The sequence below is a fragment of the Nocardia abscessus NBRC 100374 genome (genome assembly GCF_000308455.1).
Classification (GTDB): Bacteria; Actinomycetota; Actinomycetes; order Mycobacteriales; family Mycobacteriaceae; genus Nocardia; species Nocardia abscessus.
In genome coordinates this window covers 1-20,256 of the sequence record NZ_BAFP01000113.1, presented here as the reverse complement: position 1 = coordinate 20,256, position 20,256 = coordinate 1, and the positions used below count along the sequence as shown (strand labels likewise).

Below are 20,256 nucleotides of genomic sequence, written 5' to 3'. Positions count from 1 at the left end.
GCCGAACCAGGAGAGGCTGATGACCACCTCAGAACTTCACGCACGCACGTCGTTGACCGCCGATGTCCGCAACGGCATCGACTACAAGGTGGCAGATCTGTCGCTGGCCGATTTCGGCCGCAAGGAGATCCGTCTGGCCGAACACGAGATGCCCGGTCTGATGGCGCTGCGCCGTGAGTACGCCGAGGTGCGGCCGCTGCAGGGCGCGCGCATCTCCGGCTCGCTGCACATGACCGTGCAGACCGCGGTGCTGATCGAGACCCTGACCAGCCTCGGCGCCGAGGTCCGCTGGGCTTCGTGCAACATCTTCTCGACCCAGGACCACGCGGCGGCCGCCGTGGTCGTCGGCCCGCACGGCACCGTCGACGAGCCCACGGGCACCCCCGTGTTCGCCTGGAAGGGCGAGACGCTGGAGGAGTACTGGTGGGCCGCCGAGCAGATGCTCACCTGGCCGGGTGAGCCGGCCAACATGATCCTCGACGACGGTGGCGACGCCACCATGCTCGTGCTGCGCGGCGCGCAGTTCGAGAAGGCGGGCGTGGTGCCGCCGGAGGACGAAAACCACTCGGCCGAGTACAAGGTCTTCCTGAACCTGCTGCGCGAGCGGTTCGAGACCGACCGGGGCAAGTGGGGCAAGATCGCCTCCTCGGTGCGCGGCGTCACCGAGGAGACCACCACCGGCGTGCTGCGGCTCTACCAGTTCGCGGCGGCGGGGGAGCTGGTGTTCCCGGCGATCAACGTCAACGACTCGGTCACCAAGAGCAAGTTCGACAACAAGTACGGCACCCGGCACTCGCTGATCGACGGCATCAACCGCGGCACCGACGTGCTCATCGGCGGCAAGAAGATATTGATCTGCGGCTACGGCGATGTCGGCAAGGGTTGCGCGGAATCGCTTGCCGGACAGGGCGCCCGGGTGCAGGTCACCGAGATCGACCCGATCAACGCGTTGCAGGCGCTGATGGACGGCTACGACGTGGTGACCGTGGAGAACGCGATCGGCCAGGCCGACATCGTCATCACCGCGACCGGGAACAAGGACATCATCACCCTCGAGCACATGAAGGCGATGAAGGACCAGGCCATCCTCGGCAACATCGGTCACTTCGACAACGAGATCGACATGGCCGCGCTGGAGCGTTCCGGCGCAACGAGATTGACCATCAAGCCGCAGGTCGACCTGTGGACGTTCCCGGAGAGCGGCCGCTCGATCCTGGTGCTGTCGGAGGGGCGTCTGCTCAACCTCGGCAACGCGACCGGTCATCCGTCGTTCGTGATGTCGAACAGCTTCTCCAACCAGGTGATCGCGCAGATCGAGCTGTGGACCAAGCCCGAGCAGTACGACAACGAGGTCTACCGGCTGCCGAAGCACCTCGACGAGAAGGTCGCCCGCATCCACGTCGAAGCGCTCGGCGGCGAGCTGACCAAGCTCAGCAAGGACCAGGCCGAGTACATCGGCGTCGACGTCGAGGGCCCGTACAAGCCGGATCACTACCGCTACTGAGCGCAGCGCCGGGTGTCCCGCGGGCCGCTTGCCCGCGGGGCACCCGGCCCTTCGGGCAGCCGCAGGCGCACCCGCCGGAAAGCTCGTCATCCGCGCTGGTCAGCCGGTGCGTGCACCGAGCGGACGGCGGGGTACGCTGCCTGGTCATGGGAGTGCTGATAGCGGTCGAGGGCCTCGACGGCGCGGGCAAGCGGACGCTGATCGAGCGGGTCGTCGCCGAGCTGCGTGGCCGCGGGCTGCGCGTCGCGACGCTGGCCTTCCCGCGCTACCGCGTCTCGGTGCACGCCGATCTGGCCGCCGAGGCGCTGCGCGGCGCGCACGGCGACCTCGCCGCCTCGGTCAGCGGCATGGCCCTGCTGTTCGCGCTGGATCGCGCCGACGCCCAGGACGAGTTGTCGAAGCTGTTGGCCGACAACGACGTTGTGCTCCTGGACCGCTATGTCGCCTCCAACGCCGCCTACTCGGCTGCCCGGCTCGGGCAGTCGGCCGACGGTGAAATCGTGGACTGGGTGGGCGAATTGGAGTTCTGCAGATTCGCATTGCCGACGCCCGCGCTACAGGTGTTGCTGGACGTGCCGACCGAGCTCGCCACCGAGCGTGCCCGCAGGCGTGGCGAACTCGACGCCGAGCGCGCGCTCGACGCCTACGAGCGCGACGGCGGTCTGCAGCACCGGACCGGGGCGGTGTACCGTGAGCTGGCCGAACGCGACTGGCGCGGACCGTGGTGGACATACCGATCCGACGACGGCCCGGCTGCGCTGGCCGCGCGGATCGCCGAAATCGTTGGTCGATAAGGTTGGCTGTGCCGCGGGTTCGCACCAGTGTTGGCGTGGCGGCCCGATCCTGGCCTGGGAGATGACAACATAGTAGTTATGAAGCCGAAGATTCTGGTCGTCGACGACGATATGGCACTCGCTGAGATGCTCACGATCGTCTTGCGCGGGGAAGGGTTCGACCCGCATGTGGTCGGCGACGGCACACAGGCCCTGGCGGCGGTTCGCGAGATCCGCCCCGATCTGGTGTTGCTGGACCTGATGCTGCCCGGCATGAACGGCATCGACGTGTGCCGTGTGCTGCGGGCCGATTCCGGGGTTCCGATCGTGATGCTCACGGCCAAGACCGACACGGTCGACGTCGTGCTGGGTCTGGAATCGGGCGCCGACGATTACATCGTCAAGCCCTTCAAGCCGAAGGAGCTCGTGGCCCGGGTGCGGGCGCGGCTGCGCCGCACCGAGGAGGAGCCCGCCGAGCTGCTGTCGATCGCCGATATCGTGATCGACGTGCCCGCGCACAAGGTCAGCCGCGGCGGCGCGCAGATCTCGCTGACGCCGCTGGAGTTCGATCTGCTCGTCGCCCTGGCGCGCAAGCCGCGCCAGGTGTTCACCCGTGAGGTCCTGCTCGAACAGGTCTGGGGATACCGGCACGCCGCCGACACCCGTCTGGTGAACGTTCACGTGCAGCGGTTGCGGGCGAAGGTCGAGAAGGATCCCGAGAACCCGGAGATCGTGCTGACTGTCCGCGGTGTCGGTTACAAGGCCGGACCACCGTGATCGATGGCGTGATCGCCCGTCTCCAACGATCGCTGGCTCCGGTGGTGGCCTGGTTCCAAGCGGTCGGCATTGCCTTAGGCCACCTCTGGCGTCGCTCGCTGCAGTTGCGTGTCATCGTGTCGACGTTGACGTTGTCGCTGATCGTCATCACGATCCTGGGCGTGGTGCTGACCAGTCAGATCACCGACCGGTTGTTGGACGCCAAGATCAACGCCGCGGTCGAGGAGATGGACCGTGCGCGCAACACGGTGGAGAGCCAGCTGGCGGGTGTGCACGACATCGGCGCTCAACCGCAGCGGTTGGAAGAGGCCCGCAACGCATTGTCCAACCGCGGCGGCACCGGCCAATCCACGGGCGCCGCGGGCAGCTTCGATTCGGCGCTGAGTGTCATCGGCGGGATGCCCCCGCAGCAGATCCCTCGCGGCCCGATCCAAGAGGTGCCCGACGAGCTGCGCCGGTTCGTGCAGCGCAACCAGGTCAGCTACCAATTCGCCACGGTCGACGACGCGGATGGTTATCGGGGTCGCGCGCTGATCATCGGCAGCCCGAGCGCGGAGATCCCCACCCTGGAGATCTATCTGATCTTCACGCTGGCCAACGAGGAACGCAGCCTGTCGCTGATGCGCGGCACCATGCTGGTCGGCGGCATCGTCCTGCTGGTGTTGCTGGCCGCGATCACCGCGCTGGTCACCAGGCAGGTGGTCCTGCCGATCCGCTCCGCGGCCCGGATCGCGGGCCGGTTCGCCGACGGCAGGCTCAAGGAGCGCATGCTGGTGCGCGGCGAGGACGACATGGCGCGGCTGGCGCAGGCGTTCAACGAGATGGCCGAGAGCCTGTCCAACCAGATCACCCAGCTGGAGGAATTCGGCAACCTGCAACGCCGGTTCACCTCCGATGTCAGCCATGAGCTGCGAACCCCGCTCACCACCGTGCGCATGGCCGCCGACCTCATCCACGGCAGCAGCGACGACCTCGACCCCGCCCTGGCCCGCAGCGCCGAGCTGCTGGTCAACGAGCTGGACCGGTTCGAGGGCCTGCTCAACGACCTGCTGGAGATCAGCAGGCACGACGCGGGCGTCGCCGAACTCCAGGTCGAGTCGCTGGACGTGCGCATGTGCGCGCGGGCCGCGATCTCGACCGTGCGGCACCTGGCCAAGGACGCCGGGGTCGAGGTGATCACGGACATGCCGGAGGAGCCGCTGGTCGCCGAGGTCGACCCGCGCCGGGTGGAGCGGGTGCTGCGCAATCTGCTCGCCAACGCGATCGACCACAGCGAGGGCAAGCCGGTACTGATCCGGATGCGCGGCGACCTCGACGCGAACGCCGTCGCCGTCGTCGTGCGGGATCAGGGCGTCGGCCTGCGGCCCGGCGAGGAGAAGCTGGTCTTCAACCGGTTCTGGCGCTCGGACCCCTCGCGCATGCGCCGCTCCGGCGGTACCGGCCTCGGCCTGTCGATCAGTGTGGAGGATGCGAACCTGCACGAAGGCAAGCTCGAAGCCTGGGGCGAGGCCGGGCTCGGCGCCAGCTTCCGCCTGACGCTGCCGCTGGTCCGCGGCAAGAAGCTCGGCTCGAGCCCGCTGCCGCTGGAACCGGCCCGCAAGTCGATGCGCGTGGTCGAGCCGGAGCCGCCCGCCGATTCCGGCGCTGCCGAGGGGGATGCCGCCGAACCGGCTCCGGCGCAACCGGCCGCGGCCGAGCCGGGCGGCTCGATCGCGGAGCAGGGCGGCGAGCCGACGGTGACCGATTCGGAAACCGGGCAGGCGCCGGACACGCTGCGAGGCGGCACCGAGCCGAGCGCTTCCGAGCAGGCAGGCGGCCCCGAGGCCACACAGGCGGCTCCCCGCGAGCCGGAGGACGCGCTGTCGGAGGATCCGAGCCGACCGGTCGCACTGCCCAGCGCCGAGCCGGGCGGCGACCAGGAGACGGCCGCGCGTGTCGGTTCGGACGCGGTGAGAGGCGAGGACGCGACGTCGGATACGGCCGAAGCGGAGGCACCGGAGACGGACGCCGCCGAAGCCGGCGTCCGCGAATCGAACGCGGCGCGGGAGCAGGCCTCGAAGCCGAGCGCGAGTGGATCGCCCGGCGCGACGACGCCTACCGACAGCGCATCGACGGAGGACGCGCCTGCGTCCGGAGCGAACGGATCGCAGGCCTCCGAGTCGGCGCGGACCGGGCGCGGCGGATCGCGCGAATCGGGGGACGTACAGTCATGACCATGCGTGTCAGAACTGCGCGAACGCAGCGGCTGACCGTGCTGGCCGCCGCGGTCCTGGCAGTGCTGGTTCCGCTCACCGCATGCGCCAGTCTGCCGGAGTCCTCGGCGCCGGAGGCGCTGGGCACCATCAACCGCGGGCCGACCCCCGAGGGCCCGCCGCCGCCCGTCGCCAACCGTGATCCCGATCTGCTGCTGCGCGACTTCCTGCAGGCCACCGCCGATCCGGCCGACCGGCATCTGGCCGCCCGGCAGTACATGACGCCCGCGGCCTCCACGCAGTGGGACGACGCCGCGGGCACCGTCATCGTCGAAAAGCCCGACACACTGCGGGAATCGCGCTCCGGTGACAAAGCCACCTACCAGATCCGCGCGCGCAAGGTCGGCGAGCTGGCCGCCGACGGCGGGTACCGTCCCAGCGACGATCTGGTCATGGTGGAGAACAAGATCGAGCTGACCAAGGTCGACGGCGAGTGGCGTATCGACGAGCTGCCCGACGGCGTCGTGATGGACTCCACCGCGTTCTTCAAGTCCTACCGCCGCTACGTGCTGTACTTCATCGATCCGGGCGGCAACGCGGCCGTCCCGGATCTGCGCTGGATGTCGGTGCAGAAACCGGAACTGCCCCAGCGATTGCTCAGCTCGCTGATCGAGGGGCCGCAGCCCGCGCTGGCGTCGATGCTGCGCAACGAGCTCACCCCACCGATCGCGCTGCGCGGCACGATCACCAAGATCAACGGTGATCCCGACGACGTCGGCATCGGGCTCGGTGGCGTCCGGATCGACTTCGCGGGCGCGTCGGGACTGAACCCGCGCGATCGCGAGCTGCTCGCCGCGCAAGTGGTGCTGACCCTGTCCAGCGCCGACATCCTGGGGCCCTATCAGCTGCTCGCCGACGGCAAGCCGCTCGACGAGCGGTTCGCCGCGAACGGATACAACGTGGCGGACGTGCAACAGTTCAGTCCGGCCACGTCCGCGCGCAATCAGGTCGGGCTGCACGCCCTGCGCGGCGGCGGATTGGTGGAGGTCGGCGACAACGGCGGCATCACGCCCGCCCCCGGCTACTTCGGCCGGGTGACCAACCTGCAGACGGCGACCCTGTCCCCGGACGGTCAGTTCGTGGCCGCGGTGGCGGAAGCCGGGAGGCCACCGGGCATGCCGTCGCGCACCCTGATGGTCGGCACCTACGGCGGGAACGCTTTCCCGGTGGCGGAGGGCTTCACCATCACCCGTCCGTCGTGGACCGCGGATGGCAGCGCCGCGTGGGCGGTGGTCGACGGCGATCGGGTCGTCCGTGCGGTCAATGATCGAGGCACCGGGAACGTGTCGGTGCAGAACGTCGACATCTCGGCCTTGACCGCGGCATCGTCGGCGTCGGCGCCCCGGCTACCGATCACCGAACTCCGGATCTCCCGAACCGGGGTGCGGGCGGCGATGATCGCCGACGGCAAGGTGTATGTCGCGGTCGTCGTGCCGCAACCGGACGGGAAGCTCTCGCTGGCCTCGGCGCTTCCCGTGGGAGTCGGACTCAGCACGGCGGCGGTGTCGGTGGACTGGCTGGACGCCGATTCGATCATCATCGCGCGCGAGGGCAATATCGACCCGGTGAGCACCGTGTCGGTGGACGGCTCGGAGCCGACACCGTTGACGTCGCAGAATCTGACGGCGCCGGTGCGGTCGGTGAGCGCGAGCACGGACCATCAGTACGTCGCCGACTCGCGCGCGGTGCTGGAGCTGACCTCGGCTCCGGACCAGGGCCAGCCCTACTGGCGCGAGGTCCCCGGGCTGGGCGCGAACGCCATCCCCGTCCTTCCCGGCTGAGGGTTCGGTCGGCCGCCTACGCGGGTGTCGCGGGGCGGAGCCGGCTGGGACGTCCCGGGGTAGAGCCGGATGCTTCCGCGTGGGCAGTGGCGTAAGGACGGGCCGGTGGCCGGAGCAGGCGGCGGCAACACACGCTCGTGGGTCCGGCCCGCACCGGTGTGCGGCACTGCTGGAGCCCGCGTAAACGGCGGTGCCGCAACGTAAGCAGCATTCTGCCGTGAATCGCCGTCGGCGCGAGCGAATCAACTTGTCGGCAGCCCGGCGCACACTGTGCCGATGCGAACCCTGCTCGATCTGGTGCTGCCCGCCGTCTGTGCGGGCTGCGGGCGTTCCGGAGTCGGTTGGTGTGCCGACTGTGCCGTCGCGCTGGCCGGTCCGCCGGTACGGGTGTGGCCACGTACCGACCCGGGCGTCCCGTGCTGGGCGCTGAGTCCGTATGCGGGGCCCGCGCGCCGGGCGGTGCTCGCCGTCAAGGAACGCGGACGGCGGGATCTGGCGAAGCCGCTGGGGGCCGCGTTCGCGGCCGCGCTCGCCGACCTGCGTTCGCCAGGTCGGCCACTGGTGCTGGTGCCCGCACCGAGCAGAGCCGTGGCGGCGCGGCGCAGAGGCGGTGATCCGGTGCTGCGCACCGCGACGGTAGCTGCGCGACGGCTGCCCAGCAGCAGCATGATACCCCTGTTGCGGGTGGGGCGTGGGGTGCGAGATTCGGTGGGCTTGACACCCGCCGAGCGGGCTCGGAACCTGGACGGGCGGGTGACCGCGCTCGCCGGTCGCGCAGCCGACTGGAAGATACCGGCGAATGCCGAGGTGGTGCTGGTGGACGACGTGCTGACCACCGGAGCCACAGCCCGCGAGTCGGTGCGCGCCTTGCGGTCGGCCGGATTGCCGACACATGGCGTTCTCGTTACTTGCGCTGCTTGACTCGGGGAAATTTGCGTGAACACTGGCGATCAGCCCGTTGGCGGACTAGCGTCGCGAACACACACCCGAACCGCAAGTTTGGAGGTGGCGCCTCGGACATCTTGTGCCGAGTCTTGTCGCTCGGCACGCTCAATCCCGCCGCACTGGAATCGGTCGGTGCGGCCAGATCCGGGAGGTACGCGTGACGACTTCTTCACGACCTTCAGTGAAAGATCCCGCTACTTCGGTGCTGGATTCCGGCACCCAGGAAGCACTAGAGCAACCCGCAGCGGAACGACCACGTGCGCCACGCGGCGACATCGTGGTGAAGGGCCGCAACGTCGAGGTGCCCGACCACTTTCGTATTTACGTCGCGGAAAAACTCTCCCGAGTAGAACGCTTCGATCCGTCGATCTTCCTGTTCGACGTGGAGCTGTTCCACGAGCGCAACCGTCGTCAGCGCAAGAACTGCCAGCGCGTCGAAATCACCGCGCGCGGAAAGGGTCCCGTCGTGCGGGCCGAGGCCTGCGCGGACAGCTTCTACGCCGCCTTCGAGTCGGTGACCGCCAAGCTGGAGAGCCGGCTGCGCCGTACCAAGGATCGGCGCCGGGTGCACTATGGCGACAAGACGCCGGTTTCCGTCGCCCAGGCCACGGCCGAACTGGTGGACGACTCCCTGTTCGAGCGGCTCAGTGAGTCCGCCGCCGCGCACGCGCACGCGGAGGAGGTAAGGCAACCCGATTACGAGGCGGGCCCCGGCCACATCGTGCGCACCAAGGAACACCCGGCGACTCCGATGTCGGTCGACGATGCCCTCTACCAGATGGAACTCGTCGGCCACGATTTCTTCCTCTTCCAGGACAAGGAGACCGACCGGCCCTCGGTGGTCTACCGCCGTCACGCCTTCGACTACGGTCTCATCCGGCTGGCCTGACGACGCTGTCCCATACCCGCTGCTCCGGGCATTCGGCTCACCGGCTGGATGCCCGGAGCATTGCGCTGGAGCATGCTGCCGACCTCGGCCATCGGCGTGCCCGCTCGGGTCTGCAGCGCAGCGAGGAGCGGCACGGACAGCAGGGCAGCGCCGAGCGACGACGCCGCGAAAGTCGTTGCGGCCCAGCGCGTCAGTGCCGGTCGGCGGCCGTGCCGGGTCCGGCGAGTCGCAGCGCCGAGACGACCGAGCCGCCGGAGGCGACGATCAGCAGGGTGGTATTGCGATCGGCGCCGGGATCGGCGAGGTCACCGCCGCCGGTCGCGGAAGAACGTGCGGTGCAGCAGGGAATCGCGGCGTGGCGGACGCATGGCGTGCAGCATCACCATGTCGGCGAAGGTCTCCGCGTCGCGTTCGCGCCGCGTGCCGTAGTCGGTGCGGCCGAGCACGTGGGCGATCGACTCCGGCGAGATCGAGGGCAGCAGGTCGGCCACCGCCGCCACGGTCGGCGTGCTGACGAGCTGGTCACCGGGGGCGGTCTGTTCCGGCCCGTGTCCCAGCAGCATGTGCCCGAGTTCGTGCACGATGATGTGCTCGGCGTGCCATTCGGTGGTGTCGGCGCCGTAGACGATGACGTCGCTGTCCTGTTTCGCGATCCACAGGCCGCTGCCCGTGCCGCATCCGGTGCCGGCCAGCAGCGCGGTATCGATCGGTAGCAGGCTGATGCTGCGGCCCCGGTATTCCGCGACGTCATCGAGGTAGGTCCGCAGATCCCATGGGTGGGGTATCGGGAGGTCCCGGGTCAAGCTCCGGAACCGGGCCTGGATGGCCATGTGATCGGTCTCCTACAAAAGCTCAGTGGCCCATGTAGGACAGCATGTTACCGACTCGGCGGTGTCGACTCCGCCGTGCTCTGGATGATCTTGGCCAGCATCGCCCGATCGATGTTCGAACCGCGCAGCGCGATGCTGGCGACGTTCGCGTCGCGCATGGTGGCGAGCAATTCCAGTTCCCGGTCGATCGCTGCCGCGGCTGGGCCGCGGGTGAGCAGATAGTCGGCGGCCACACCGAAACTGCGGGTCACCGCCGCGAGGATCTCGGCATCGGCGGCGGCTGCCGAGTTCTCGTCGTCGAACTCTCCGTCGCGCAGGCGCGTCAGGTAGCTCGCCGGCACCGGCCGTCCGATGAATTCGCTCACCTGCGCGACTACGGATTCGGTGCTGCGCTCCGGCGCGGAGCGCGGATGCACCACGGCGAACAGCCGATTGATCTTGTGGCTCAGGGTCAGCGCCGTGCCTTGCGGTCCGTTCTCGGTCATGCCTGCCTCGTCACTCGCCGTTTCGAACCGATGCCGTCGCCGCGTTGGCCGCCAGCCAGCGTGCGCGGAATCGGGCTTCGGTCGCTGCATCGATGTCCTCCGATCGACCTGCCAGCCAGCGGCGATACCGGCGTTCCTGTATCTCGCCGGGGTCGCTCGACTCCGCGGGGACCGCGAGCAAGTGGGCGAAGGCCATTTCCACCAGTGGGTGCAATTGCCTGCCCGGACCGCCGTTGCGTTCGAGCATGGCGGTCGCGTATCGCGCCGAGAGTTTGGAGACCACCCGGTTGAGTTCCGCTATCGCCGCGACCACCTGCGGGTCGCTGGTGCGACCGTTTTCGACGGCGTCGGTGAGCCGGCCCGAAGCCGCGAGAAGCCCGGTGAGATCGGAGATTTCGAAGCGGATGGCGTCGGGCCCGGCCACCACGGATTCGCCCGCGGCGCGGGAGGCGTCGGCGGGTTCGTCGGCGGCGGGCACGCCGCCCGCGTACGTGCGTGCGGCGCTGCCCGGCAGCCATCGCAGCGGGGCGTCGAGCTTGTTCAGCGTTTGCATGCTGATCGCGGCCTCGCCGTCTTCGATCTTCCGGATGGTCGGCGCCGAAGGTCCCCCGAGGTCGCCGATCTGTAGCTGGGTGAGGCCGAGCTCGTCCCGGCGTTCTCTGATGATTCGCCCGAATCTCTTCTGCCGCGACAGCTCCGAAGGGCTATGCATAGTGAGTTCATGGTAAGCCGTTCGCAGGTTTTAGGCAAACCAATAGAAACTGTTTGGAAAACAGGTCGAAAGTTTGATACGGTGTTTTGCGTCGGATGGCCGGGGAGCCATGTGGCGCGGTTCCGGAACGGGCAGGGGCGTTCGCCGGGACGGACGTCTCCGGCCTGTCGCTCAACGGCGCGTGGCAGGTCGGTTCAGCGGCGGTGGAGGGGATCGTCGCTGCGTCGGGGTTCACCGTCGGCGAAGGGGGTCGACGGTGAACTTACTTTAGAGTAAGTTTGGTGGTCTCCGGCTTTCGAAAGGAAATCGCATGGCCACCAAAGCCGCTCGCCGTGCCGTGATCGTGTCCGGTGCGCGCACGCCGTTCCTGCGGGCGTTCACCGGATACACCAGGATGGACTCCATCGCGCTCGCCGACGCCGCGGTTCGCGGGTTGCTGGAGCGCACCGGGCTGCCCGGCGCGCAGGTGGAGGCGATCGTCTGGGGCGGTGTCATCCTGCCCGGCGCGGCGCCGAACATCGCCAGGGAAATCGCGCTGGACCTTCGGCTGGACCCGGGCTGCGAGGGCTACACGGTGACCAGGGCCTGCGCCTCCGGATTGCAGGCGGTCACGTCGGCCGCGGCGGCGATCGAGCGGGGCGAGTACGACATCATGATCGCCGGCGGCAGTGATTCCACCTCGAACGCCGAGGTCAAACTGCCGCAGAAGGTCGTGCACGCGGCGGCGCCGCTGGCGCTGGGCAAGCCGAAGCCGAAAGACTACCTGTCCGCGGTCGCGCGCCTGGCGCCGTTCACCGACCTGCTGCCGAGCCGGCCCAGGATCGCCGAGCGCACCACCGGTGAGGTGATGGGCGAGTCGGCCGAGAAGATGGCCCGCATCCACGGCGTGAGCCGCGCCGACCAGGACGAGTTCGCCGCCCGCTCACATCACCGCGCGGCGGCGGCCATCGAGTCGGGCCGGTTCGACGACGAGGTGCTGCGGGTGCGCACTCCCGAGGACGTGGAGATCCTGCGCGACGGTCTGGTCCGCGGCGACACCAGCGTCGCGAAACTCGCCGGTCTGAAGCCGGTTTTCGCGGCCGACGGCAGTGTCACCGCGGGTAATGCCAGTCCGCTCACCGACGGGGCCGCCGCGGTGCTGCTGATGAGTGAAGAGAAAGCGCACGCCCTCGGGTATCGCCCGCTGGCGGCGTTCCGGTCGTGGAGCTACGTGAGTGTCGATCCGACCGATCAGGTGCTCATCGGGCCCGCGATTTCGATGCCGCGGGCGCTGGAGAAGGCCGGAATGACGCTGGAGGACGCCGATCTCGTCGACATCCACGAGGCCTTCGCCGCCCAGACCTTGTCGGTGCTCACCGCGCTCGCCAGTGACGAGTGGGCCAAGACCCGGCTGGATCGCGACACCGCTGTCGGCGAGGTCGACATCGACCGGCTGAACGTGCACGGCGGCTCGATCTCGCTCGGTCACCCCTTCGGCGCCACCGGGGCGCGCATGGTGACCACCATGGCCAACGAGTTGGCGCGCACGGGAAAGAGCACGGCCCTGCTGGGCATCTGCGCCGCGGGCGGGATCGGCGCCTCGGCGGTGCTCGAACGAGTCTGACGCGCCCCGTCGCCCGCCGACCGACCAGGGGAGTCGGCGGCGGGCCCATTACCGATTGCGGCAGGCGGCGTCAGGGCTTGCCGGTGGTGCCTCGCCGCTTGCGTCCCTCGTCCGCGATGATTCGCAGACAGGTCTGGTGCTTGGTCTCGCCGGGGATGCCTTCCCGACGCAGGCGCAACATCGCCTGTGCCAGATCGATGCCCAGCTCGCTCGACAGCCGAACAGCATCGACATTGGCCATTGCACAAACCTCCTGGAACCGGCGAACATCCTCATGAACAGCACTGCGTGCGAAGCAGTTTCGCCCTTGTCGTACCCAGTCGGTATCCGATTGAACCATGAACGATCCACACATTTGGGTAACGATGCGGCACCGGTGCGGGACGGTCAGCCGCGATAGGTTTCCTGGTGCACCGCCTCCGTCAGCGGTCTCCCGGCGCGCCAGCCGAAGCGCTCGAGATCAGGAACGCGCTGGAATTCCCGCACCGGCCCGACGCAGAGCCAAGCGACCGTGCGGACGCCCGCCGGGAGGTCGATCAGGTCGGCCAGGAATGTGGGGTCGTAGAACGACACCCAACCGACGCCGACGCCTTCGGCGGTAGCGGCCAGCCACAGGTTCTGGATGGCGAGCACCGCGGAATAGATACCAGTTTCGGGCACCGTGGCCCGGCCGAGTACCTGGGGCCCGCCACGAGCGTGGTCGTAGCAGACCACGACGCCGGTGCCGCTCTCCAGAATGCCCTCGATCTTGATCGGCTCGAAAGTCGCGGCGCGCTCAGGTGGCAGCGCGTCCCGGAATTCCACGCGCTTGTGCGCCACATGGTCGGCGAACTTGCGAAGCGTCGCCGGCTCGCGAACGACCACGAAGTCCCAGGGTTGCGAATTCCCCACGCTGGGCGCCCGGTGCGCGGCATCCAGCAGCCGCCACAGTGTCGCATCGTCCACGGGTTCGCCGGTGAACTCCGCGCGCACGTCACGGCGCCGCCGGATCACCTCGTAGACGCTCAGAACCTCAGGATGCACCGCCCGAGTCAATCAAACCCGGCGATCCCCCCGCGCACGGCGGGGTGCGTCGGCTCGGACGCACCCCGCGACGCGAAGTTCAGCGGGCTGCGGAAGCGGTGCGCCTGGCGAGCCTGCGACGGCCTTGGGCCAGCGCGGTGCGCAGGCCGCGGCGCCGACCGGTCACCGGATCGACGGTGGCCGTGGTGCTGCCGCCGAACCTGCGTTCCGAGGCCGTCTCGGGGGCATCGTCGGCGGTGGCCCGCAGGTACTTGTTCGGCAGCGCCAACTTGAGGATCGTGCGCCACGCCTTGAAGTACTGCACCGGCAGCGAGCCGGTGGTGTAGGGCAGGTCGTATTTGTCGGCCAGCTCGCGCACCCGCACCGCGATGTCGGCGTACCGGTTGCTCGGCAGGTCGGGGAAGAGGTGGTGCTCGATCTGGTGGCTCAGGTTGCCGGTCATGAAGTGCGTGACCGGGCCGCCGGAGATGTTGGCACTGCCCAGCATCTGGCGCAGGTACCACTGGCCCTTTGTCTCACCGTCGATATCGGCCTTGGTGAACTTCTCCGCGCCGTCGGGGAAGTGTCCGCAGAAGATCACCGCGTTGGACCAGACGTTGCGGATCGCGTTGGCGGCCAGATTGGCGGTGAAGGTGGAGGAGAACGCGGGCCCGGTGAGCGCAGGGAAGATCACGTAATCCTTCAGGACCTGCTTGCCCATCTTGGTGAGCGCCTCGTTGCGCTTGCGCTCGAATTCGGCCCGCTCGGGGGAGCCGGGCTTGTACCGGCCCGCCGCCAGCTTGCCGAGCTCCAGGTGCTGGATGGCCACGCCGTATTCGAAGAACAGCTGCAGCACCAGGTTGTAGACCGGGTTGCCCAGGTTGAACGGCTTCCAGCGCTGGTCGCGCGTCACCCGCAGCAGTCCGTAACCGATGTCGTCGTCCATGCCGAGCACGTTGGTGTACTTGTGGTGCAGGTAGTTGTGGGTGTGCTTCCAGTGCTTGGCGGCGCCGGTGTTGTCCCATTCCCACGAGCTGGAGTGGATCTCCGGATCGTTCATCCAGTCCCACTGGCCGTGCATGACGTTGTGCCCGATCTCCATGTTCTCGATGATCTTGGCGGTGCCGAGCAGGGCGACGCCGGCCAGCCACGCGGCGCGTTTCGGGCTGGCGAACAGCACCGCGCGGCCGCTGATCTCGAGAACGCGCTGCAACCTGATGACATTGCGGATGTACTTCGCGTCGCGCTCGCCGCGCGAGGCTTCGATTTCTCGCCGGATCGCGTCGAATTCCGCGCCGAGTGCTTCCACGTCGGCCTCGGTGAGGTGCGCATATTCCTTGACATCCGAGATCGCCATACGGGTTACTTTATCGTAAGTTACGAGACCGTAGGTTGCGAAGTCGGCCGCGTCGATGTGTCAAATACCCTATTGCGATCCCGGCTGTCGGCTGGTAAGTTAGCGCGCCCTTCGGCGAAGGCGAAAACGCTTGTCCCGCATGGCTTTTTCGCGCAGCGCCGCTTGTTCGTGGCGGGCCCGCTCCTGGAGCGCGTGCTTGGCCTCGCGCAGCACCTGCCGCTCGTGGTCGGCCTTCACCTTCAAGGCCGCCTTGGCCTCGCGTAGCATCTCCTTCTCCTGCCGCGCCTTCTCCTGCAGCACGATCTTCGCCTCGTGCAGCGCCGAGCGCAGGCCGCGCCGTTTGCCGGTCTCCGGATCGATGCGCAGCCAGTGCGTCGACTCCGTGCCCCGCGACGGCAGCGTGATCCCGGCGAACTTGCGTTCCGACGAGGTCTCGGGCGCGTTGTCGGCGGTCGCCTTGAGGAACCGGTCCGGCAGCGCCAGCTTGTGGATCGTGCGGAAGGCGAGCAGATACTGCTTGCCCAGCGACCCGGTGGTGTAGGGCAGGTCGTACTTGTCGCACAGCTCGCGCACCCGCACCGCGATCTCCGGGTACCGGTTGCTCGGCAGGTCGGGGAACAGGTGGTGCTCGATCTGATAGCAGAGGTTGCCGCTCATGAACGCCATGGCGGGCCCCGCCTTGAAGTTCGCGCTGCCGAGCATCTGGCGCAGATACCACTCGCCGCTGGTCTCGTCCTCGAGTTGCTCGATGGTGAACTTCTCCGCGCCGTCGGGGAAATGGCCGCAGAAGATCACCGCGTAGGCCCATAGATTGCGCACCAGGTTCGCCGTCGCGTTCGCCTTCAGCGTCTGCTTGAACGCCGGGCCGGTGAGCGCGGGATAGAACAGGAAGTCCTTGGCCACCTGACGACGGATCTTGCGTCCGAACGCCACGTTCGGCTCCGACATCAGCTGCCGGCGCGGGGTGTCCGACAGCTCCTTCTCGATGCTCCAGTCGTGCAGCGCGATGCCCCACTCGAAGGTCGCGGCGAGCAGCAGGTTCGCCAACGGCTGTACCAGGTGGATCGGCCGCCACGGCTCGTCGCGGGTCATCCGCAGGATGCCGAAGCCCAGATCTTCGTCCTTGCCCAGCACATTGGTGTAGGTGTGATGGGAGTAGTTGTGCGCGCGGCGCCACTGCGCCGAGGGGCCCGTCATGTCCCATTCCCACGAGGTGGAGTGGATCTCCGGGTCGTTCATCCAGTCCCATTGCCCGTGGCTGACGTTGTGCCCGAGCTCCATGTTCTCGATGATCTTGGCGACCGACAGCAGCGCGGTGCCGGTCAGCCAGGCCCAGCGGTTGCGGCTGCCGAACAGCACGGCGCGGGCCGCCACCTCGAGACCGCGTTGGGCCGCGATCGCGCGCCGGATGTACTTCGCGTCGCGTTCACCACGCGACAGCTCCACCGAACGCCGGATGGAATCGAGTTCCTGCCCCAGTGTCTCGATATCGGCCGCCGTGAGGTGGGCAAACGTCTTGATGTCGGTGATGGCCACCGGGGTCCTTTCCTTACGCGATTCCCCGTCGAGAGTACCTGCCGGACTACACGTCCAGGGTGCAGTCGCCCGCCGCCACCGAGATGCAGGTCTGCACCTTGTCGCCTTCGCGGCGCTCCTCACCGTTGCGCAAATCGCGCGCGTGGCCGGAACTCAGGGTGACCACGCAGGTCTGGCAGATGCCCATCCGGCAGCCGAACGGCATCTGCACGCCCGCGGACTCACCGGCCTCGAGCAAGCTGGTCGCGCCGTCCGCCTCGACGGTGCGTCCGGTTCGGCCGAAGGTGACGGTGCCGCCCGCGCCCACCGCGGAGCGCTCGATCTCGAAGCGCTCCACGTGCAGCCGGTCCGACAGACCCGCCTCGCGCCAGTGGTTCTCGATTTCGTCGAGCATGCCGGCGGGCCCGCACGCCCAGGTGTGCCGTTCGCGCCAGTCCGGGAACGCGGTGTCCAGATCGGCGAGCGCGAACTTGCCCTGCTCGGCGGTGAGATGCAGGCGGGTCAGGAAGCTCGGGTTGCGCTCGTGCAGGGCGCGCAGCTCCGCGCCGAACATCACGTCGTCGGCGGTCCGCGCCGAGTGCAGGTGCGCCACGTCGGTGAACAGCTCACGGCGATCCAGCGCGCGCAGCATCGACATCACCGGGGTGATGCCGCTGCCCGCCGTCAGGAACAGCACCTTCTCCGGCGGCGGGTACGGCAGCACGAATCCGCCCTGCGGCGCGGCGAGCCGGACGACGGTGCCGACCGGCACGCCGCTGACCAGGTGGCTGGACAGGAAGCCTTCCGGCATGGCCTTCACGGCGATGGAGATCAGCCGTTTTCCGCCGTGGCCGGGCGCGGACCAATTCGGCGGGCAGGTCAGCGAGTACGAACGCCAGTGCCAGCGCCCGTCGACCAGGATGCCGATGCCGATGTACTGGCCGGGCTCATATTTGAAGTCGAAACCCCACCCCGGCTGGATCACCAGCGTCGCGGAGTCGTTGGTCTCCTTGCGCACCTCCACGATGCGTCCGCGCAACTCACGGGCCGACCACAGCGGATTGGCCAGGTGAAGGTAGTCGTCGGGCAGTAGTGGCGTGGTCACCCGCGCCACGGCGCCGCGCAGCACGTTCAGTTTGCCGCCGCGCTCGGCGACGGCTGCGGCGGGTGCCTCCAGCCACGCGCGGACGCCTCGCACGGAGAAGCTCCCAATTTTCGAACCCATCGCTGCCGTTGGTCTCCCTGTCGTCGGATGCGCAGGCCGCCGTCTCCCCGATCGGAGGCCACGCGGCAAGGTTACGGCATCGTAGGTTACCGCGGGGGGTGAGCCCGCGAACGATGCCGAGGATCAGAGCAATTCGAGCAGGAACGGCAGCTCCTGGGCGGCGTACCAGGCCAGTTGATGGTCCTCGGCGTCCCCGAGGACGAATTCGGCGTCGGTGTCGCCGAGGTCGGCGGCGTCGACCACGTCTACGGCCTTGGCCACCTGTGGCTCGGCGTCGGCCAGGTCGACGTGCACCGAGGCGATCTGCTGATAGCTGATCGGACCCGCGAGCCGGACCACCGCGTCGTCGAGGTCGGGTCGCAATTTCGCGCCGGTCACGTCGGCGGCGATCACCGCGCGCCGGTAGACCGGACGGCCGCCCGCGACCGGCGCGGCGTCGTCTTCGGAGTCCTCCGCCGACCCGATCGCCTCGCGTTCGGCGGCGAGCAGCCGCAGCGATGCGCGAGCGGCCTCGTTCATGGCGACCTCGCCGAGCTCCTCCTCGTCGCCGGAGGCGTACGCCTCGCGCAGCGCGGGCGTCACCGCGAACGCGGTACCGCCGATGGGGGCCAGCTCCCGGTTGTCGACCAGCTCGCGCAGCATCGGGACCGTAGCCGGGATGTAGACCCGCAGCTTCTTCTGATCAGACGCAGGCACCGAGCATCTCCTCCATGGAATCGCGCACCGCCGTGGCGAGCACGCCGATGTCGGCCATCGCGTCGCGGTCGGCGTTGAGACCGTAGAAGACGCGTCCGTCGTAGGACGTGATCCCGATACTCGACGCCTGATTGCGCAGCAGTGGCGACACCGGGTACATCTCCAGCATCCGCGCGCCGCCGATGTACATCGGCGCCTGCGGACCCGGCGCGTTGGTGATCACCAGATTGAACGTGTGTTCTGCGAACGTACTCGCCGCGCGCACACTCATCGCATGCAGGCTGGCCGGAGCGAATCCGGCCAGATGCACGAGGGTGCGCGCGCGGACGCCGCGCCGCTGACGTCCGTTGTATTCGGTGGCGTGCGCGATGTGCGACAGCCGCATCACCGGATTCGGCTCACCGACCGGCAGGTCGAGCAGGAACGACGACACCTCGCTCGCCGAGTGGGCCTGCTCGCCGGCGGCTCCCTCGACATATACCGACATCGGCACCACCGCCCGCAGCGTGGTCGACTCGGTGAGCGCTTCGCCGCGCGACAGCAGCCAGTTGCGCAGGGCGCCGGTGACCACCGCGAGGATCGCGTCGTTGATCGAGCAGTTGAATCGGCTGCGAATGGTGCGGTAGTCCGCCAGGTCGGTGCGCACCACGTCGAAGCGCCGGTTCCGCGAGGTACGGGTGTTCAGGGGGCTGGCGGGCGCGCCGGTCGCGGCGGTGCGCACCGCCGCGACCACCGACTCGACCGCCCTGCCCGCCGTCCCGAGCATCGCGAACGCGCCCGCGCTCGCCTGCCGGGCCACTTCCAGCGCTTTGCCCGGCTGCGCGGCGAGATGGGCCAGTGCGCCCACCAGCAGTTCGACCTCGCCGGGTTCGCGCGGCGCGATCCAGTCGTCGTCGGCCAGCACGCGGGGGGCGGGCCCCGCGTCGAGGATCACGTGGCCGATCTCGAGTGCGGTGTCCCCGTCCACCAGCGCGGAATGGGTCTTGGTGAAGATCGCGCAGCGACCGTCGGCCAGCCGCTCGATCAGATAAATCTCCCACAGCGGCCGGGCCGGATCCAACGGGTGGGAGGTGAGCCGGGCGACCAGGTCGTGCAGTTGTTCGTCGGTGCCGGGACCGGGGAGCGCCGAACGCCGGATGTGGTAGGTGATGTCGAACCGGCTGTCCTCGACCCAGACCGGCCGCCCGAGCGACAGCGGGATCTCGCGCACTTTGCGCCGGTACCTCGGAACCAGCGGGAGCCTGCTCTCGACCAGGTCGACCAGTCGGTCGTAGTCCAGGATCGCCTGCCCGGTGTTGTCGCCGGATTCGGTGTTGCGCACGATCGCGAGAGAGCCGATGTGGATCGGGTTGCTGCTCGACTCGAGCCGGTAGAACGCCGTGTCCTGCGGCGTCAGTCTCGTGATCACGCTGCCCGGTACTCCTTTGCCCGATGCGGTCCCCCCGCTCATTGTGCTGCCCCAGCAACCGTTACCCCGGCCGTTGTGGCATTTCTGCTGGATTCGGTGCGTCCCGGGGGTCCCGTGGCACGCTGGTCCGTTCGAGCTCGGCAAACCGATTCGATCACAGCGCGAACCGGGATGCACGGTCGAAGCACTTGGCCTCCGCCGTGTCGAAGGCACCGCTTGCCTCGTGCCGATCCTGTGACCTGATACTCGCGGTGCGGCGGTGCGGCGGCCGAGGGTGCGGGCGCCGCAGTCGCCGACACCGTTCGCTCACCCGCGCTCCGGAATTTCACCTACACCGGCTCGTAGTTCGACGCCCCACATCGGCCCAACCTCCGGTCTCGGTCGTAGCAGTCCGAGCGCCGTTCCGAACGAAGACATCGGCATCCCCCGATCGTGCGGCTACCACCTCACGCGCCCTGCTCACCTCAACCCCAGGTTTCGAGCGAAGCGAGACCGAGCATCC

Annotated in this window: 17 protein-coding genes and 1 pseudogene; 8 read left to right on the top strand and 10 right to left on the bottom strand. The window is 68.6% G+C overall.

Annotated elements, in window-relative coordinates; all coding sequences use genetic code 11:
• The first annotated feature begins 19 nt into the window (after window positions 1-19).
• From ahcY to hpf, 7 genes and pseudogenes are all read left to right on the top strand, one after another.
• Entirely contained in the window at window positions 20-1,504 is a 1,485-nt protein-coding gene (gene ahcY, locus ON19_RS23395) for an adenosylhomocysteinase (protein ID WP_043696865.1), read from the top strand.
• 146 nt (window positions 1,505-1,650) lie between these two features.
• The gene (locus tag ON19_RS23390; protein ID WP_043696862.1) at window positions 1,651-2,298 is read left to right on the top strand and encodes a dTMP kinase; all 648 of its coding nucleotides are present in this window, start codon (window positions 1,651-1,653) and stop codon (window positions 2,296-2,298) included.
• 78 nt (window positions 2,299-2,376) lie between these two features.
• The gene (gene mtrA / locus ON19_RS23385) at window positions 2,377-3,054 is read left to right on the top strand and encodes an MtrAB system response regulator MtrA (RefSeq protein WP_039800350.1); all 678 of its coding nucleotides are present in this window, start codon (window positions 2,377-2,379) and stop codon (window positions 3,052-3,054) included.
• A gap of 44 nt (window positions 3,055-3,098) precedes the next feature.
• Window positions 3,099-4,647: pseudogene (gene mtrB, locus ON19_RS23380) on the top strand (MtrAB system histidine kinase MtrB); the annotation flags it as partial.
• A gap of 616 nt (window positions 4,648-5,263) precedes the next feature.
• Window positions 5,264-7,087 carry an MtrAB system accessory lipoprotein LpqB gene (gene lpqB / locus ON19_RS23375; RefSeq protein WP_043696857.1) on the top strand — a complete coding sequence of 608 codons (1,824 nt, stop codon included), beginning with the start codon at window positions 5,264-5,266 and terminating at the stop codon, window positions 7,085-7,087.
• Window positions 7,088-7,363: 276 nt separating this feature from the next.
• Entirely contained in the window at window positions 7,364-8,008 is a 645-nt protein-coding gene (locus ON19_RS23370) for a ComF family protein (protein ID WP_043696854.1), read from the top strand.
• Window positions 8,009-8,234: 226 nt separating this feature from the next.
• On the top strand, window positions 8,235-8,921 hold the full coding sequence (gene hpf / locus ON19_RS23365) for a ribosome hibernation-promoting factor, HPF/YfiA family (RefSeq protein WP_086006700.1): 687 nt from the start codon (window positions 8,235-8,237) through the stop codon (window positions 8,919-8,921).
• A gap of 305 nt (window positions 8,922-9,226) precedes the next feature.
• On the opposite strand, the gene ON19_RS23360 is transcribed toward hpf, so the two are convergent.
• From ON19_RS23360 to ON19_RS23350, 3 genes are read right to left on the bottom strand one after another with little or no spacing between them, the layout of a single operon-like run.
• Window positions 9,227-9,751, bottom strand: coding sequence for a hypothetical protein (locus tag ON19_RS23360; RefSeq protein ID WP_043696851.1), 525 nt, complete (start codon window positions 9,749-9,751; stop codon window positions 9,227-9,229).
• Between the two features lie 47 nt (window positions 9,752-9,798).
• A complete protein-coding gene (locus ON19_RS23355; RefSeq protein WP_043696847.1) occupies window positions 9,799-10,236 on the bottom strand; it encodes a hypothetical protein in 438 nt (145 codons plus the stop codon).
• 10 nt (window positions 10,237-10,246) lie between these two features.
• Entirely contained in the window at window positions 10,247-10,948 is a 702-nt protein-coding gene (locus ON19_RS23350; RefSeq protein ID WP_051169217.1) for a helix-turn-helix domain-containing protein, read from the bottom strand.
• Between the two features lie 310 nt (window positions 10,949-11,258).
• Between ON19_RS23350 and ON19_RS23345 the strand changes: the two genes are divergently transcribed.
• Complete coding sequence (locus ON19_RS23345) at window positions 11,259-12,551, top strand: acetyl-CoA C-acyltransferase (RefSeq protein WP_043696845.1); 1,293 nt, start codon at window positions 11,259-11,261, stop codon at window positions 12,549-12,551.
• A 70-nt stretch (window positions 12,552-12,621) separates the two neighbouring features.
• Here ON19_RS23345 and ON19_RS42180 read toward each other — a convergent pair whose 3' ends face one another.
• From ON19_RS42180 to ON19_RS23315, 7 genes are all read right to left on the bottom strand, one after another.
• Window positions 12,622-12,792: a hypothetical protein gene (locus tag ON19_RS42180; RefSeq protein ID WP_157229814.1), complete on the bottom strand. Its 171-nt coding sequence runs from the start codon at window positions 12,790-12,792 to the stop codon at window positions 12,622-12,624.
• 146 nt (window positions 12,793-12,938) lie between these two features.
• Complete coding sequence (bluB, locus tag ON19_RS23340; RefSeq protein ID WP_043696998.1) at window positions 12,939-13,559, bottom strand: 5,6-dimethylbenzimidazole synthase; 621 nt, start codon at window positions 13,557-13,559, stop codon at window positions 12,939-12,941.
• A gap of 94 nt (window positions 13,560-13,653) precedes the next feature.
• Window positions 13,654-14,910 carry a fatty acid desaturase family protein gene (locus tag ON19_RS23335; protein WP_043696844.1) on the bottom strand — a complete coding sequence of 419 codons (1,257 nt, stop codon included), beginning with the start codon at window positions 14,908-14,910 and terminating at the stop codon, window positions 13,654-13,656.
• Window positions 14,911-15,009: 99 nt separating this feature from the next.
• Window positions 15,010-16,446 (bottom strand): fatty acid desaturase, encoded by a 1,437-nt coding sequence (locus ON19_RS23330; RefSeq protein WP_043696841.1) that lies wholly within the window; start codon window positions 16,444-16,446, stop codon window positions 15,010-15,012.
• Window positions 16,447-16,492: 46 nt separating this feature from the next.
• Window positions 16,493-17,650, bottom strand: a complete 1,158-nt coding sequence (locus tag ON19_RS23325; protein WP_043696839.1) for a ferredoxin reductase — start codon at window positions 17,648-17,650, stop codon at window positions 16,493-16,495.
• A gap of 123 nt (window positions 17,651-17,773) precedes the next feature.
• The gene (locus tag ON19_RS23320; protein WP_043696994.1) at window positions 17,774-18,322 is read right to left on the bottom strand and encodes a DUF6912 family protein; all 549 of its coding nucleotides are present in this window, start codon (window positions 18,320-18,322) and stop codon (window positions 17,774-17,776) included.
• 10 nt (window positions 18,323-18,332) lie between these two features.
• The gene (locus tag ON19_RS23315) at window positions 18,333-19,754 is read right to left on the bottom strand and encodes a WS/DGAT/MGAT family O-acyltransferase (RefSeq protein WP_086006697.1); all 1,422 of its coding nucleotides are present in this window, start codon (window positions 19,752-19,754) and stop codon (window positions 18,333-18,335) included.
• Window positions 19,755-20,256 lie beyond the last annotated feature (502 nt).